The organism is Dyadobacter sp. CY326 (assembly GCF_021390515.1).
Taxonomy (GTDB): Bacteria; Bacteroidota; Bacteroidia; order Cytophagales; family Spirosomataceae; genus Dyadobacter.
Genome location: NZ_JAJUXI010000008.1, coordinates 149,399 through 167,018, shown reverse-complemented (window position 1 = coordinate 167,018; position 17,620 = coordinate 149,399). Strand labels below are relative to the sequence as shown.

General features: G+C 48.2%; 11 protein-coding genes. 4 read left to right on the top strand and 7 right to left on the bottom strand.

Annotated elements, in window-relative coordinates; genetic code table 11:
• Positions 1 to 7: 7 nt before the first annotated feature.
• Positions 8 to 1,300, bottom strand: coding sequence for an esterase-like activity of phytase family protein (locus LZG73_RS17170; RefSeq protein ID WP_233852796.1), 1,293 nt, complete (start codon positions 1,298 to 1,300; stop codon positions 8 to 10).
• Positions 1,301 to 1,528: 228 nt separating this feature from the next.
• On the opposite strand from LZG73_RS17170, the gene LZG73_RS17165 reads away from it, so the two are divergent.
• Both LZG73_RS17165 and LZG73_RS17160 read left to right on the top strand, forming a co-directional pair.
• The gene (locus tag LZG73_RS17165; RefSeq protein ID WP_233852795.1) at positions 1,529 to 1,786 is read left to right on the top strand and encodes a hypothetical protein; all 258 of its coding nucleotides are present in this window, start codon (positions 1,529 to 1,531) and stop codon (positions 1,784 to 1,786) included.
• Between the two features lie 277 nt (positions 1,787 to 2,063).
• Positions 2,064 to 2,825: an SDR family NAD(P)-dependent oxidoreductase gene (locus tag LZG73_RS17160; protein WP_233852794.1), complete on the top strand. Its 762-nt coding sequence runs from the start codon at positions 2,064 to 2,066 to the stop codon at positions 2,823 to 2,825.
• Positions 2,826 to 2,829: 4 nt separating this feature from the next.
• On the opposite strand, the gene LZG73_RS17155 is transcribed toward LZG73_RS17160, so the two are convergent.
• Positions 2,830 to 3,678: a ThuA domain-containing protein gene (locus LZG73_RS17155; protein WP_233852791.1), complete on the bottom strand. Its 849-nt coding sequence runs from the start codon at positions 3,676 to 3,678 to the stop codon at positions 2,830 to 2,832.
• Between the two features lie 224 nt (positions 3,679 to 3,902).
• Between LZG73_RS17155 and LZG73_RS17150 the strand changes: the two genes are divergently transcribed.
• Both LZG73_RS17150 and LZG73_RS17145 read left to right on the top strand, forming a co-directional pair.
• Positions 3,903 to 5,651 (top strand): alkaline phosphatase, encoded by a 1,749-nt coding sequence (locus LZG73_RS17150; protein WP_233852789.1) that lies wholly within the window; start codon positions 3,903 to 3,905, stop codon positions 5,649 to 5,651.
• Positions 5,652 to 5,695: 44 nt separating this feature from the next.
• Positions 5,696 to 9,076, top strand: a complete 3,381-nt coding sequence (locus LZG73_RS17145; RefSeq protein WP_233852788.1) for an ExeM/NucH family extracellular endonuclease — start codon at positions 5,696 to 5,698, stop codon at positions 9,074 to 9,076.
• Between the two features lie 104 nt (positions 9,077 to 9,180).
• On the opposite strand, the gene LZG73_RS17140 is transcribed toward LZG73_RS17145, so the two are convergent.
• The 5 genes from LZG73_RS17140 to LZG73_RS17120 all read right to left on the bottom strand — a co-directional run bounded on the left by LZG73_RS17140 (position 9,181) and on the right by LZG73_RS17120 (position 17,513).
• Positions 9,181 to 10,320 carry an alpha/beta fold hydrolase gene (locus LZG73_RS17140; protein ID WP_233852785.1) on the bottom strand — a complete coding sequence of 380 codons (1,140 nt, stop codon included), beginning with the start codon at positions 10,318 to 10,320 and terminating at the stop codon, positions 9,181 to 9,183.
• A gap of 90 nt (positions 10,321 to 10,410) precedes the next feature.
• The gene (locus tag LZG73_RS17135) at positions 10,411 to 11,319 is read right to left on the bottom strand and encodes a metallophosphoesterase (RefSeq protein WP_233852784.1); all 909 of its coding nucleotides are present in this window, start codon (positions 11,317 to 11,319) and stop codon (positions 10,411 to 10,413) included.
• Between the two features lie 63 nt (positions 11,320 to 11,382).
• A complete protein-coding gene (locus tag LZG73_RS17130) occupies positions 11,383 to 12,723 on the bottom strand; it encodes an MFS transporter (RefSeq protein ID WP_233852782.1) in 1,341 nt (446 codons plus the stop codon).
• Between the two features lie 18 nt (positions 12,724 to 12,741).
• The gene (locus LZG73_RS17125; protein WP_233852781.1) at positions 12,742 to 14,169 is read right to left on the bottom strand and encodes a SusD/RagB family nutrient-binding outer membrane lipoprotein; all 1,428 of its coding nucleotides are present in this window, start codon (positions 14,167 to 14,169) and stop codon (positions 12,742 to 12,744) included.
• Positions 14,170 to 14,222: 53 nt separating this feature from the next.
• Positions 14,223 to 17,513, bottom strand: coding sequence for a SusC/RagA family TonB-linked outer membrane protein (locus LZG73_RS17120; protein ID WP_233852780.1), 3,291 nt, complete (start codon positions 17,511 to 17,513; stop codon positions 14,223 to 14,225).
• Positions 17,514 to 17,620 lie beyond the last annotated feature (107 nt).

Here is a 17,620-nt window from a genome sequence, read left to right as displayed (position 1 = left end):
TTCAATGTTACCAAAGCGGTTGTTTCAACTTCACAAAGTAGATTGTGTTGCGGTCAACTGCACCCGTTGCAGGGAGGATTTTAGATGTGTATGATCCTGCGCCAACGACTCCAAAGTCATCATCATTTGCAATCGCAATCGTGGTTGCGTTGATGATTGCAATGCCTTCGGCTTTATCGTGCGGATATAAGGTTGGAATGTCCGTCATCAAATCGGCAACAAGTGTTTTTGTTACAGGCACAATGCCGTTTGTAGCCAATGTAGCTGCATCTTTCAATTGCTCGACGGTAAGACCTCCATACAATTTGCCGTTCTCAGAATCAGCTGGATCTGAAATGTCAGTCGCTTGCGAGATGTCTATTTTGTACACTTTCTTGATAACCGAAGCCTTGTTCGCATTGGTTGCATATTCGCCGTCACGTTCCAGCACCAGAAAGCTCGTGTTGCTGATTGCTGCAATTTCGCTGTTGGCTTGGAGATTGGCCTTGTCAATCAAATACGCGTATTGCTTGCTCGTTCCGCTTGCAATGTCGTAAGCCAGAATGCGCGTTACGACAGAGCCGGAAATGGCTGCCGAGGAAGGATTGTAGAGAGGAAATTGCATAATGCCCACCAATGTTTTGCCGTCAGGAGTGATTGCAAGGCCTTCCATGCCGCGGTTGGGTCTGCGCTTGGCAAATACGGAAGGGATTTTTCTGCCACCTTTTCCATTTCCGAAAGGATTAATGCGTTCGAGCGTGTTGCCGTTCGCGTCGAAATGCACCAGGTGCGGGCCGTATTCGTCGCTTACCCAAAATGTTCCATCAGCAGCCATTGCAAGGCCCTCAGAGTCAAGACCGTCCACGCTGTTTGGCAATGTATTTCCCATGACATCGAATGCTGTTTCGCCGCTGAACCCAAAGCCCGCAGGATTTGGCAAGCCATTTAAAAAAGCGCCCTTATCGTTTTTCAATTCAATGGTTTTTTCCAAAACAAGCTGATCACCGACGAGGCGGAACTTGCCAATTTGCGGCACGAAGCTGGGCGATGCAAATACTTTTGAGTTGGCAACATTACCGTCAATGTTTGGTCCGCGATCCGTCAGCAGATAAAACGCCATGTGGTCGTTTGGATCTTGAACGATTGCTGAGCCAAAGCCGCCATTGTAAACCTTCACACCATTTACTTCTGTTAGGATTTTCGAGCTGGACGCTTCCGCTTTTTCAGGATAGTTTTCCGTTGGTAATTCATGATCCGTACAGCTGCTTAAAAGCGCAGTTGCGGCAGCAAAGCTGAGGCAAGAAGATAAAAATTTTTTCATTGTAGCGAATTTTAGTTTTCAGTAAAACTACACCCGCGTATTTTATCAAAATGTTAAGATACAGGCGGTCTTTATGAACTTTATGTTATTCTCAAAACCCTGCGTAGTATGGTGAAGCCAGGTAGAATTCGTCTGCGTATATCAGTTAGCGTGCCAAAAACTTAACATTGCAAGCCGCAAACTAATAGTACTTTTGTTTAGAAATAACGCAAAAACTACTGACATCAGATGAAAGGTCAAAAAAAGGAACTGGCAAAAAGCATCGCCGAAACGCTTCAAGAAAAGTTGAAAAACCCTGAAAGCGAGGGTAAAAAATTAACAAAAGCCATTAAGAAGACGGCAAAAAGTCTTGCAGAAAAAGTGGTTAAGGTTTCTGTTAAGCAGCAGAAGAAGGAGGAAAAAGCAAAGGGTAAGCAGGATGCCGGAAAAGCAAACCACAAAGACGCAAAAAAAGAGAAAGTTGAAAGCGGTGCGGTAAGTGCCTGAATATAATAAAGTCTGGCAAGTCGCAACTTGCCAGACTTTCAATTTTCATATCAATTGAGATTAAGCCCCACAGCCAGCCCCACATACGGTTTGCCCTGATAAATCCAGACGCGCTTGTTGCCATTGGAGCCAGGCAATTGGTGTTATTGTCGGCTAAAATTAACATTTTGTTACAGATTGCGAGGTGACAGGACCAGGGCCGCCAATATTTTATCGGGAGGCACTAAAATTGTAACCTATCCTTTTTGGGATGACACAGGGAAAATAAACACCACTTATGGCAAGGATATTCATAACGGGCTCAGTCGATGGGCTTGGGCAGTTGGCGGCAAATGCGCTCGTGCACAAGGGCCATAGCGTGGTGCTGCACGCACGCAACGCACAGCGTGCAAAATACGGATTGGCAAAAGTGCCGGGTGCAGAATCGATACTGACCGGGGATTTGTCGAGCATTGAGGAAACAAAAGACTTAGCTTCAAAAGTCAATAAACTGGGCGCTTTTGATGCCGTAATCCACAATGCAGGCGTTTTTCAGGTTCCTGAAAACGAGCTTAGTCAGGACGGGCTGCCGCTTTTGCTCGCCGTCAACAGCATTGCGCCTTATGTGCTTACCTGTCTGATCGATAAGCCAAAGCGACTGATTTATCTCAGTTCGGGAATGCACAAGCAGGCTGACGCTGATCTGAATGGTTTAAAGTTGACTAAGCCAAGCGCAAGTTATTCGGATTCAAAATTTCATAATCTGGTTATGGCGATGGCCGTTGCCCGGCAATGGCCGAAAACTTACGCTAATGCCGTAGATCCGGGCTGGGTGCCAACAAAGATGGGCGGCCCCGGCGCACCCGATAATTTGGCCAAAGGCATTGAAACCCAGGTTTGGCTGGTGGGCAGCGATAGTCAATCGAAGGTCAGCGGGCAATATTTGCACCACAAAAAGCAAGACCGATATTTACGTCAGGCTGACGATGTGCGTGTTCAGGAAAAGTTTTTCTCTTTTTGCGAAGACGTGAGTGGCGTCAAGTTTCCCAGCGAGAGCTGATCTTTCAGAGCCGCCCCGCCCATTGTATTCCGCCCATGATATGACGCATCGCATTGGGATCGCTGAATGTTTGCGCATTATGGCCCAACGCAGTGTAAAACATTCTGCCGCGTGGCAGCTCGTGCGTCCATGATATGGGATGATCGCCATTCATTTTGCGCCAAACAGAACTGTATGATTGCTCATTTAAGCTGAGAAGAACTTCAAAACCCGGCTTGCCTCGGACATTTTGCTGAAAATTATACCATTCGTCTTCCTTATGCCAGTTTTTGGGCAGACCGTGGGTTGCCGGGTGCAATGCGGTTTCGGTAACCAGCTCAGCCTCGGGCATATGCGGCAAAAAAGTGTGATCGCGAAAAAATGTCCCCAGCAAGTTTCCATACCATTCCCAGCCGTGCTCGGTGTCAGACGCAGAGTGAATGCCCACATAGCCGCCGCCATTTTCCATATAGTTTTGAAAGGCCGCTTTTTGCTTATCATCAAAGATTTCTCCCGTTGTGGACAGAAAAATCACCACTTTAAAAGGAACGAGATATTTTGGATTAATGAATGCAGCATTCTCAGTTACATGCACTTCCCAGCCTTTATTGGCACATTCTTTCGTTAACGCCGCAATGCCGGGTTCAATGGAGTGATGCCTGAACCCGTCCGTTTTACTGAAAATAAGCACGCCTCCATGATTTGCTGCAAATGCAGACTCCGCATTGGCAGAAGAAACAGGGTTCCCCGAAAATAATGCCAGGTTTTTAATGGTAAATATCAAAACCAAGGCCGCAGTAAGAAAGACAGCAATCAGGATATAAACCGGCCATTCAGACGGACGAAGCTGAATATTTGTGTGAGATATTTTCATATTAAAGCATTTGCGCGGATCAGTTCAATCTTCTTGCCCAACACAATCTTTTCACTTAACACGAAATTAATCGGACGCGTGTTACCGCCAGGTTAAGTTCTGCCCGCGGATGTAAAGAATGTGTCATTTAAGTGCGGGCTTAACAGCAATTTAAAGTTCTGGTTACATCATGGAAATATGCGGATGGTAGATTTATGGATTAATCTCAACTAATCCGTGACTGTATGAAAGGCAATGCTACGATCAATCGCCGCAAATTTTTGGAACGCTCTGTAATGGGAGCGGGAGGAGTCATTCTTTCAACCGTGCTGGTGGGGAGCTGCACCGATCACAACATTCCCGATCCCAATGATCCCAATCAAAACGGTAGCTTCGACTACAACGTAGCCAGTTTTGACCCGACAGACAGTCAAATGATCCTTTGGACAAGAGTATCCCCCGCAAATGGATCTTCACAAAAAGTGACATTGACCTATGATCTGGCGACAGATGCCGGTTTTACCAAAATCATCAAAACGGAAATGCTGGATGCTTCGGTTAATGATGATTATACGGTGAGTGTGGATATCAGCGGCTTGAAGTCGAACACCAAATATTATTATCGGTTTGCGATCACCAATGCGAACATCATTTCGCCAACGGGTGAAACCAAAACGCTGGCAAAGGCCGGGGAGACGGATGAGGTGAAGCTTGCCGTGTGTTCGTGTTCCAATTATCCTGCCGGTCTGTTCAATGTTTACGGCGCAATCGCGGCTTCCGACGCAGATGTGGTTTTGCATTTGGGTGATTACATTTACGAGTATGGCGCTGGTCAGTATGGCTCCAATCCGGACACGATCGCGCTGAAACGCCTTCACTTGCCGGCCAACGAAATCTTGTCGCTGGACGATTATCGCACGCGTTTCAAGCAATATCGCAGCGACCCGCAATTGCAGCTCGCGCACCAGAAGAAACCTTTCATTTGTGTGTGGGACGACCATGAAGTTGCCAATGATGCTTTCAAAGATGGCGCGCAAAATCATAACCAGAACGAAGGCGATTTCCAGGCCAGAAAAGAACGTGCGATCAAAGCCTATCACGAATACATTGGCGTGCGAACGCTCGTTGACGCGAAAATTTACAGAAGCTTTTCGTTCGGCAATATCCTGGATTTGCATATGCTCGACACCCGCATTATCGGACGCGACAAGCAGCTTGCTTATGCCAATTATTTTACCCAGTCAGGTCTGGATGCTGTCGCCTTTCAAAAAGACTGGCTGAATCCAAACCGGACAATTCTCGGAAAAGAGCAGCTTAGCTGGCTTGGATCAGCCATAGGTGCGGGCAAAGGCGCATGGCAGGTTTTGGGACAACAGGTTTTGATGGGAAAAATGTATGTTCCTGCTGAACTGCTGCTCGCAATCGTGCAAATTGTAGGTGAGGTGGACGCAGCGGGTTCTGCAAGTCCTGCCACATTCAAAATGTTCCAGACGCTTCTACTTCAATTGACGCAAATCAAAGGTCGTCTTTTGGCCAATGATCCAACATTGACACCGCAGGAAATTGCACGCGTTCAAACAGTGCTTCCTTACAATCTGGATGCCTGGGACGGTTATCCGGTTGAGCGTGAAATCGTGTATGCATTGGCCAAAGGCAAGAAGCTGATCGCGCTGTCGGGCGATTCACACAATGGCTGGTATTCGCAATTAAAAGCAAATGATAAGAGCGAAGCAGGCCGCGAACTGGCTACATCCTCAGTGACTTCACCCGGTTTTGAAGAATATCTTGGTGCCGATCCGGCTTCCCTGGGCGGCTTCGAGCAAGCGCTTGCATTGCTGGTTGACGACCTGCAATATCTGGATGCGTCCAGAAGAGGATATGTGATGGCCAAGTTTAGCGTGAGCCAAATCGTGAGCGAATGGCGCTACGTTTCCACAATTACATCACCAACCATCGCAACAACCGTTGGACATTCCGAAACCATTACAGCATAGTTTGATTGCTTTTCTGAGAATCATTAACAACTAATTACATAAATATGAAGCGATTTTTTTCTACCAAGAAATGGAGGGTTGCCCTTATTGCCGCATGGATATTCGGCATAAGTGCGCACGTATTTGCTCAAACTCAGCCACCCGCGCAACCGTTACCGTTTTCATTTACTCAAATAACAGGATCGACGCTTCCCGATGGCGTTGGTGTGCACCGTTTTGGCACGACGAGCGCCGCCATTCCAACGACCAGAACAACCAGTCCGGCAAACGGCGACCTGCCTTACCTGACCGGCGCAACGGCTGGCGGATGGCAAAACGCAGGAACTAATGGAGAAAACGGAATAGCGATTCTGGCCTCCGGCTCCAATGCTGCCGGTGCGGTGGTCATCTCGATCAACACATTGGGAAAAACGAATGTCCTGGTGGAATGGACCGCCCGAACGATCCAGCAACAAGCCAGCAGGGACAACAGTCTGGCCTTACAATACAGGATCGGGGACACTGGCGATTTTTCGGATTTGGGCACAGCTGCTGATGTTTATTCCACTGCAGGAACAACGGCAGGCACTTCCGCCACGTTTTCCCTGACGCTTCCAGCGGCCCTTGAAAACCAGAATCTGGTGCAGTTGAGATGGGTTTACTGGGAATCATCGGTTGGCACGACAGGCAGTCGCGACCGCATTGCATTGGATGATGTTACGATTGGAGAAAGCGTTTCTGGACCAGATGTTATAGCGCCCGTAATCAGTTCGCTTTCACCGCAGGATGATGCTGCAAATGTCCAGTTAACAACGGATCTGGTGCTTACCTTTTCTGAAAATGTTGTTAAAAAGACAGGCGCATTCACCATTACCAACACAACCGATAACACTACGCAAGTGATTGATATACAATCGGCTAATGTTGTGTTGAGTAATCAGGTTGTGACCATTTCGGGTGTTACTTTGGCAAATAGCAAGTCATACTCGGTGACTTTATCGGCGGGCGCTTTCAGTGACGCAGCTGACAATGATTTCGCCGGAATTACCGATCCTGCAACCTGGAACTTTACAACCATTGCAGCACCAGGAGCGACAACAAAAATTAGTGCAATCCAGGGAAGCGGACAGCTGGCTGCACTTACCGGAGATTACACAATTGAAGGCGTGGTTACGCGCACGTTCATCGGGGCCACCGGTCTCAATGGTTTTTATGTGCAAGAAGAAGATGCGGATGCAGACGCAGATCCTGCCACATCAGAAGGCATATTTGTTTTCAATGTTGCCGCCGATCCAGTGGGCGTCGTGACGCCAAATCAAGGCGACAAAGTGAACATAACGGGCACGGTCGTCGATTTCGTGAGCACGACGAGCGGTGTAACAACGCGCTTGACTGAGTTGAAAACATTGACCAACTTCACAAATCTGGGACCTGCGACATTGCCTACGCCGGTTGCCATCCAATTGCCGGTTGCAAATGTTGCCGATTTGGAAAGATATGAAGGAATGCTGACTGAACTAAGCGCCGCAACGGGAAACCTGACAGTTACAGAATTTTTTGAGCTGGGCCGTTATGGACAAGTTTTGCTTTCTGCGACGGGTTCAGGTGACCAGGCCGGGACGGATGCTCGCCTCGACCAGTTCACACAGTTCAATGCGCCTGATGCCAGTGCATACAGTGCTTATCTGGCTGAAAACGCAAAACGGCAAATATTGCTTGACGATGGCAGCACGCGTCAAAACCCGGACCCGATCATCTTCGGACGCGGCGGTAATCCGCTGAGCGCTTCCAACACATTGCGTGGTGGCGACCAGGTTACCAGCATTCTCGGGATTTTGGACGAGCGTCTGGAAGGTTACCGAATCCAGACCGCAACCGGCGTGAATTTCCTTCCATCAAATCCCCGTCCTGTAACCCCGCCCGCATTAACAGGCGGCCCCGTTTCGGGATCTCCTACACTTACCGTGGCGAGTGCAAACGTGCTCAATTACTTTGTAAATCTGGATGCGAGCGGTGATCTTTATCGGGGAGCCAACACGGCCGAAGAATTTACCAGACAAAAAGCGAAAATCATCAAAGCATTGATCCGGTCGGGTGCGGATTTGATCGGGTTGATGGAAATCCAGTACAATGGCAACACGACGACAACCGCGCTTGAAGATCTGGTAAACGGACTAAATGCCGATCCTGAATCCAGTGCTGATTATGCGTTCATAAATCCCTCAACGGCCAATGGTCCCATTTCAACGGACGCCATTACAGTCGGAATCGTTTACAAAATCGGAAAAGTAACGCCCAAAGGCAATGCGGCCATACTGACGACAAGCGCTGCATTTGATCTGGTTGGTCGCAGACCGCTGGCGCAGACATTTACACAAAATACAAACGGTGAGGAGTTTACGGTGGTTGTCAACCATTTCAAATCAAAAGGATCGAGCTCGGGAGGAGAAGGAGACGCGGATGCAGGTGACGGGCAAGGTTTTTCAAATGGAACGCGCAGCCGACAAGCAACAGACCTGGCAAACTGGCTTGCATTGAAACCAACCGGCAGCATTGATCCCGATTATTTGATCTTAGGAGATTTGAACGCATATGCAAAGGAAGAACCGCTAACAATTTTGCAAACAAAAGGATATCAAAACCTGCTCCCCGCAACTTCCTATTCCTATGTTTTTGACGGTCAGATCGGTTCATTGGATCACGCATTGGCCAGCGTTTCTTTGAGCAGGCAGGTGACCGGTGCGGCCAAATGGCACATAAATGCAGACGAGCCAAGTGTGATGGACTACAACACCGAGTTCAAATCACCAGGCCAGGTTACCAGCCTCTACAATGCAGACCAGTTCAGATCTGCTGACCACGATCCTGTGCTCATCGGTTTGAGTTTGGACAAAGCCTTGCCGGTAACCTACATTTCGTTCAATGGAACTGCTTACGAACAAGCAGTTGAATTGATCTGGAAAACGGCAAATGAACAAGATAACATGGGTTTTGATGTGTTGAAAAGTGTCGATGGCAAACACTTTGAAAAGATCGGCTTTGTAGCCGGTCAGGCGACGACAAGCCAGGTCAGCGATTACAAGTTCAAGGACATTGAAGTGCAGCCGGGACAAATTTATTATTATCAATTGAAACAAAATGACTTCAAAGGCACTTCTGAGCTTTCAAGAATCATCACTGTCAAAACTCCTTCAAACGCATCAAATTATGCAGTTTACCCAAATCCTAACCAGGGAATTTTTACACTGTCGGCTCAGAACGTGGATATTAAGTCAGTCAAAATGTATTCAATAACAGGCCAGCTGGTTAGCGCATCTGTGTCGAATACAGAGGGAGCACATACGTTAACAATAAAAGCGAAGGGCGCCTTAACGCCTGGCTTGTATTACATTCAATTTACAGCAAACGGACTGGATAATCACAATGTAAAGTTGATCGTGAGATAGGTAGCGAATAGCAATGAATCAAAATGGGCTGCACAATTGTTTTTGTGCGGCCCATTTTTTTCGGTTAGAACCAGGGTATAAACTTTTTTTGACAAAGTAAATTTCTAATAATTACTATGTTTCAATGTCCCCGTAGAAATAAACTGGCTTACGGCCTGATTAACTTCCTGGTTTCGCTCTACAAATCCCATATGCCCTGCGGGCTGCAATGTCACAAGCTTTGAGCCTGGGATTTTCTGGTTCATGATGACGCTTGCGTCGAGCTTGGTCAGGCGGTCTTTATTTGCACCAATGATCAATGTAGGAATTTCGATTTCAGGAAGCGTGCTCGTGGCATCATACTCGAACATTGCCAAAACACCCCTGCCCGTCACCGCAGGCGGAGCCATGGCGGCGAGATAACTGGCAAAATCCAGCTGCTTGCCAGTTTGTGTTCCCGCAAAAGTCAGAAATCTCGTCATGATCAACATGTTGCCATTGAAATAGCTCATCCATCTGCTTAGCCACAATAATGGTGATAATATGACCATTAACCAGCAAATCGGCTTTAATACGGAGTTTTGAATCTTCGGCAGAATGCTGCTCAGAATGGCTGTTTTCGTTGGGTTTGTGAATGTCGTGTGTTCCAGAATGATGCCTTTGATGTTGGACAGTTTGTGCTTGTAAACCTTGCAAAAAGTCAGGATCGTCATTCCGCCCATGCTGTGTCCCCACAAAATCGGATCTTTCGCACCCGACTTTTCAATGACCGCATCGAGATCGGCAGCAAGCTTTTCCAAACTGAAATCTTTGTTTTTAGCCCGTTTCGATTTGCCCAAACCCGGGTGATCCATGAGAACAAGATGGTAAGTGCTTGCGAAGTATTTTTTCTGATAATACCATTGCATGCTGTTGGAATTCCAGCCGTGGATGAAGACAATGGTCTGCTTGCCTTTCACTCCTCCCTGCTCAATGTTGATCACACTTCCGTCGGGTCTTTCCAGTTGGACCTGGTCGTCAAAGCGCTCAGCCGTTGGTTCTTCGACGCCTTTGGCGCTTTTGCTTAAAAGCATGCGTATCAGGGTTTTTCCAAAAATCAGGAAAACAAGCAAAGCAATCGCGCCGATGAGGCAGCGCTGGGCGTAGTCGTAATCGCCGATGATATCGTTATGTAAATACCATTCGCGGACCAGATAAATTTCAAGGCCCAAAAAGGCGATCGTGAAGAAGTTCGTTAAAATTAACGCAAGAAGTAAAACCGGCATACAGCTGTGGTGGATTAAACTAAATTTTTCCACGCATAGCGAATATCATTCCAGAAGTGCTGAAATGAGCTTTACGACTCGTAATGTTTATTAATATTTCACATACTCATTCGAAAATGAGCCGTCGTCGAAAAGGTCAATAATGGCATAACCCGGGCTGGTTTCCTTGTATTTTCCCATCCAATAATTTCCCGAAACAGCGCCATTGCAGCAGTAGGTAACCTTGTTGTAATTCACGCGGTCGAGCAGGTGAATGTGGCCGCTTACTGCAAGTTTTACATTGTCGTGCTTGTCGAAAAGTTTCACAAGCCGCGCGGCGTCCATGTGCATCCAGCTGCCGGGCACCACCCATTTGCCGTCTTTCAGATTATCGCCATCAAAGAAAACGCAGGCTGAAAGTATGGGAATGTGTGACGCAACAAGCACCGGAACGTGCGCGGGCGTGTCGCGCAGGTCATCTTTCAACCATTCAAACTGCTCCTCATCGAGATTAGCCAGATAACCCGTTCCCTCGGGGCGAGACTGCACGCTGTCCAGAACAATGATATGCCAGCCGTTTTTGTCAAAACTAAAATAAGGACGGGCGACTTTTATTTCGTCCATTGCCCGCTTTTTCCCATCGCCGAATGTGCCCGGCTCGGGATGCCAAATGTCGTGATTTCCGATGCATGAAATCGTCGGAATGCTGTTTTCAGAAGATGTAATGTGGTGATAAAGCTGCCATTCTTTCAAAGATTTCTCCTTTGAAACGCTGTGAGAGCCCATTACCGAGTCACCCGTATTGAGAATAAGATCAGGCTTAACGGGCAGATTCTGAACATGGTGCAGGCATTTTTCAAAACTTCGCCCGGCCCACAAGTGGGGCTGAATGTGAATGTCGGTGAGGTGGGCGATGCGGAGTGCGCGCTTCGGCTGCAAGGGTTTTGCTTCCGTGATGTTTGACAGGGAAAACCCACCTGCGGCTATCCCAAGGGTTTGCAAAAGTTTCCTTCTTTGCATATGACAAAGTCATGTTTTACAAAGGTGTCGCTATGCGCCGAGTTGGGTGTTATGTGTGCATTATCAAATTGTGATCGTATCGACCTGACGCTGCACATCCGTATCCTCAAAATGCTCGATCTGGTTCGTCAGTTTTGGAATGTTCAATATGTACATGATCAGCCAGGCGAATGCCAGCAAAACAACGAACAGGAAAAAAGTCACGTCCCAGCTGAAATTTTCCTTCATTGGCCCTATCAATGTTGCGCCGACCATTGAGCCGAGCGAGCCAAGCGTCATGTAAAAGGTAAACTGGCTGGCGGAAACTTTTTTGGAACAACATTGCATGGCGATAGCATAAACCCCGATCTTGGCAAATGCGTTGAGCCATCTGTAAACGATGATGAAGCCGTAAAGGAACGTGCTGTTTTCCCAAAGAGATTTTGATAAAATGAGCGCGCTCGTGATGGACATGATCAGGAAAAAGTAAATGCCGATCATGCGCTTTTTTCCAAAACGTTCGATCAGATAACCGCCGATGAGCAATCCTGCAATGCCGCCGATCAGGTCAGCGGTTGCAAAAGCCTGCGAATACAATGTGTTTGTCCAACCCGTAATTTTGACGGCAAAAATGGGAAGCAATGTTTCAAAATAATTATAAGAACCCATGGAAACGAACATTAATGCAGCCACAAGCAGCGAATCCTTTAATCTGAAAAGACTGTACAAGGACGTTAAAATCGTCGACCATTTTGTGACCTGCAAGGTCTGATTTTGCGAAGAAGCAACGCCTGGTCCCCATGGCAGGAGTTTTTCTTCCGGCTGCTCGCGAAGCAAAATCGGAACGATAGTCATTAACCCGATCATGGCAGAAATGGTCAGAATCGCAGCGGTGAAGCCATACACGTTCAAGATCCAGCTGCCGACAGCTAAGGCCAGCGAACTGCCGATCATTCTCGCGCCTCCCATGAATCCGTTTGCCCGCGCCTGTTGGTGGTCTGCCAGCACATCCACGGCCATTCCGTCTGTGGCTGCATCCTGCAATGCGCCACAGAATGAGGCTATGAATGCTGCAACCATCAGTAAATCAAGGTTTTGCAGCGGTTCGGGCACAAAAGCCAATGCAATGAAGCTGGCTGTTAACCCGAGTTGTGCACCGATGACCCACGGCCGTTTTCTGCCCATGGGTAAATACGCATAGCGGTCCATCAATGGTGCGGCGACGAATTTGAATGTCCAGGGAAGGGAACAAGCCACCGCAAAGCCGCCGATCTCGGTTGGCGTTTTGCCCTGCATGGCCAGCCATGCGGGAATGCCCACAAAGAGCATTCCCATATGCAGCCCTTCGGCAAAATACAATGCGATGAAATTGGCATAACGCAAATTCGTATTTTCCGATAAGGCGGGTATTTTTTTGCTCCTCATAAATTAGTAACTGCGATTTCAGAAAATAGGAACATTGGTAAATTGGTCGGGCAGGGGAGCGGGCACATTCGGGTTGGTGGCTATTTCACTTTGCGGATAAATGAACCGCTGCGGTTTGCGGCTGCCAACGTATAACGGAATGGGTAACTGCACAACGGGAGTGGCTTTCGCCAGCCGCCGATAATCGTTGAAAGCCTCATATTGCATCAAAAAGATCATGTAACGCTGTGCAATGATCTCAAAAAGCAGTGCTTGCTGAACCGTCGCTGCCTTTGTTGCATTCGCAAGACCAGTTCCCGAAAAATCAGTCAATGAGTAAGGCTCATATTTTCGCCCTGCGGATGGCAATGTTGCGCCGTTGAGATAACCTTTGGCCAATCCGTCGCGGACTGCATTCAATGCAACAAGCGCTTCCGAAGTTGCGTTTTTCCGTGCTTGCGCCTCCGCAATGATTAGTTCGTTTTCATAGAAAGTTAAAATCGGGTGTGACGAACTTGCCGTAAAAGCGCCGTCGGTTGTGTTGGCATCGAGACTGCCTGGCGCGATGATTCCCGTTTTGAAATAATGGTTGTAAAGCGCAGTTTCATCCGTTTTCAAATTAGCCGATGCAATGCGGGATTGCATTAATTTGGGCAAGTAGGCTCCGTCAAAACCGGTGTCTCCCGCACGATTAACGCGGAAGAAATCATAATTCTGGTTCATATCAACGCCCAGACTGGTGCCATGCGGAATGAGCATGTCCGCTGCCTGCCTTTTAATGCCTTTGGCAGCACTGGCAATTGCATTATCATATTCTGCAGTGTGCAGATAAAGCCTGGCTTTGAGTGTGTTAGCGGCAGCTTTCCATTTGCTTACATCTCCTTTGTACAAAAAATCCTTTGGTGCAAAAGCCAGTCCGGCCGGAGCGGAAAGGTTCGTTATTGCATCATCCAGCGTGGTTTGAAGCGCTTTGTAAATGTCCGCTTGTTTGTCAAAAGCCGGTGTAGGATAATTTGTTTCATCAAATGCCTGGCTGTAAGGCACATCGCCATAAAGCGAAGTCGCTTTGGCAATGACGAGCGCTTCCAAAACCTGACCGACGCCTTTGGTCCATTTGTCACCAACTGCATCCGCCTTAACCTGGATCAGGCGTGCCTGGCTGGCCACAGGATACAGCACATTCCAGCTGAAACTTTGGGACGAAACAATGTATTGCCCAAAACCCTGATGCGCCCGCGACAAGCCAGCGAGTTCGCCCGCCCACATGGAGGCGATGCGCACATCGGTGTCTTCGTGCAACATCGACACGCCCAGCTCGGTGCCGGCAAGCAATGTTGCCACGTCCACATCAGTTACTGCATTGGGGTTATTTTGAATGTCGGGCTGATCGAAACTTTGCTCGCAGCTTCCCAGAACCTGGGCCAATATCAGCGCCAGCATTATTTTAATTGCAAATATTTTTTTCATTTTCTAAATGTTGTGGATCTCAAAAGTTTCGCTTTCCCGTTTTTGGGACTGGATTAATACATAATGCGCACGCTGAACAGAACCGACTTCGTATTTGGGTTGGTAAACCAGTCCTGGCCGCGCGAAAGTCCGGCGCCGGAAATGTTCACTTCCGGATCAGTGCCTGTGTATTTGGTCCACAAAACCAGATTGCGACCCGTGAGACTGAAATCTACATTGGACAAATGGGTGAAGCGGCGGAATGCTGCGCTTTTCAAACTATAAGTAAGCGTGATCTCACGCAAACGCGATGCGCTGGCGTCCTCTACAAACTGTTTGTAAGAAGCTGAGGTCGAAGCCGTTCCGCGTCCTTGCCACCAGGCTTGATTAATGGCAACCGGCCCTGCGCCAAAATCCTTGATCTGTCCCTGAAAAGCTGTTCCTTCTGCAATGGTGTTGCCATTCACATCTTTCAGGCCACCCGCCGGTGCGATCACCGTGTGCCCCTGATCGTCATGCGTTCCAAAATTATAGAGCGAACCACGCGTTCCGTTAAAGAAATCGTTGCCCGCAATGCGGTCGAACAGCACGAAAAGAGACAGGTTTTTATATGCGAATGTGCTTCCTAATCCGCCGCGCCATTTCGGGTTTGGATCTCCGATGATCTCATTTTGCGTGCCGGCCTGCGGGAATCCGTTTGCGTCCAGGGCATAAGCGCCTGATTCATTTTTAAGAAAATCGGTCGAATAGAAAATGCCAAAAGGCTGCCCGGGAATCAGGGAAGAATTTTGCATGTAACTGTCGGGCAAAGTGTAAACCGAGGCGCCTGCCAGCGAAATTACATTGCTGCGATTAAGCGAAAAGTTCGCCGATAAATTCCAGTTGAAATCACCTTTTGAGAGCAGATTAGCACTCGCGTCCAGTTCCAAACCTTTGTTAGAAAGTGCAGCTGCATTGACATTGCGAATGGTGTAGCCCGTGCCGCTCGGAACATTCAATGCCAGAATTACGTCCTTGGTCCGGTTGCTGTAACCTGTGGCTGAAAACGTAATTTTATTATTCAAAAAACGCAGATCCACGCCAATTTCGGACTCGGACTTGCGTTCAGGCCGCAGCAAATCATTGCCGGCCGTGGTGCTGCGAACATATCCGCCGCCATACAATGCGCTGGCCGATGCAATTCCACGGGTGAATGTATCTCCATAGGATGCCGGCCCGAAAGTCGTGAAGTTTTGATAAGGTTGCGGCTGAATTCCTACTTGCCCCCAGGTCACTCGCAGTTTACCGAAACTCAGGAACGTGCTGTGATCCAATGCACTCAGCTTGGTAAATTGCCACGCCAACGCAGCCGACGGGAAGAAGAAACTGTTTTTGGTTTTAGAGCCAAATGTTGATGCGCTCTCGTTCCGGCCGGTAAGCGTTAGAAATAGCATATTATATGCCTGCAATTCGGCCTGAGCATAATATGCGTAAGTTCGGATGAGCGAATTATAGTTGTTCGCCGTCAGATTGGAATTCAGCGCATTGGTCAGGATATCCGGTGCCGTCGGAACAATGAGATTGCTGATTGCGCCCGAAAGTGTGGCGCGTCTGCGGCTGTTGTAATTGACGCCTAGCAAAAATGAACCGCCAAATTGATTGTTGAATGTTTTACTGGCGGTTGCAAACACATCGGTGTTGAACTGCTTTTCCGAAATCCAGTTTTTAGACAAAAAACCATTTGTATACAAGGCGGAGTTTCTCGCAAACCGTTCTAAACGATTATCCGTAAAGTTATCCACGCCGGAGCGTCCTGTAATGTTGAGCCACGAAACGGGTGTAATGTCGAGCTGTAATGTTCCGATAAGCCTGTCCACGTCACTCGTATTGGTGTTGTTATTGATATTCCAAAGCGGGTTTGAGTAAATGGTGCTCAAATCTTTCCCCAAAGGATTGCGATAGGAAACATGCGCATTGTTAAAAACTTGTCCGGCTGGATCGGTGAATGTTCCGGTGGAATGCGTGTTATCAAAATCCGGAGGCGTCCGCAAGCCGCCCAGCATGATTCCTTCCACGTTATCGCCTTCCTGGACGCGGGAAGACTGCATTTTGGTATAACCCACATTGGCCGAAGCCCTGAGCCAGTTTGTAAGTTGACTCCCCACATTGACCCGGGCAGTGTTTCGCTTGTAATTACTGAAAGCCTTGATAACGCCATCCTGATTGAGATTGGAATAACTGACCATAAAATTTGATCTGCTATCACCGCCGCTGATGTTCAGGCTGTTATCCGTGAAGTGCCCGGTTTGAAATACGTCTTTGGTATGATCGTAAGTGCTTGCGTCATTCTTTCCGCCATGCGGATTGGCAGCTGTGCCGGGCGCAATGGCATAACGGCTTGTGCCGTCCGGAAAAACGACCACGCCCTGGTAACCAGGAGCAGCCGGGTCACTAATGTAAGTGTCGGCCCCGCCGGATCGGCTCGCGATCAGATCGCCAAAACTGTTCCGATTTCCTTGCTGGTAAAGCCCGGCAGTCCCTTGTCCATATGTACGTTGCAAAGCCGGCATCTTGTTAACCCGGTCGAAAGAAACAGCGGATTTGAATGTAATGTTGACCTTGCCGTTTGAATCTTGTCCTTTTTTGGTCGTGATCACGATAACGCCGTTTGCAGCCCGCGTTCCCCATAAAGCTGCCGCGGAAGCGCCTTTCAAAACCTCCATCCGCTCAATGTCTTCGGGATTGATGTCATTAATCCGCGATTGTTGGATGATGCCATTGTTTGCCGCTGTCCCCGCATTGTCGCTGGCGTTGCTTACGGGCACTCCGTCAATGATAAACAATGGCTGCGCATTGCCATTGATCGTGTTTTGGCCTCTGATCTGGATGTAAGCGCCTGAACCCGGATCGCCGCCGTTGCGCGTGATAAGCACTCCGGATGTCTTTCCGCTAAGTCCCGTGAGCAAGCTCGTCTCGCCGGACCGCGCAATTGTTTTTCCTTCCAATGTGGATACGGATGAGGCGAATTTGTCGCGCTCTCCCTTTTGGCCAAGCGCTGTAATGACAACTTCATTAAGTTCTTCCGGATTGGGAATGAGCGAGATGTCAATGATGGTTCTGCCGGAAATCGGCTCTTCGATGGTTTGCATGCCAATGGCTGAAAAAATCAGTGTGGTTGCTGATGACGGAATGCTGAGTTTGAATGTTCCGTTTGCATCCGTAACAGTGCCGTTTGTTGTGCCTTTTACCTGAACCGAGGCTCCCGGAAAAGCTTCACCAGTCTCACCCGTGCGCACTGACCCGGTAATTTGGCCGGTCTGCTGTGCATGAAGCGCTGAGACGCTGATACAAACAAATAAGAAAGATAACAGTAATGTTTTAACCATGTTGCGATGAAGAATATGAGGATTAGTTGAAGAAAAAATCTTGTGATGCCGGTGAGGACCTGATTTTGGGGCATCTTGGAATGGGGGAATAGCGCATGTAACTTTCT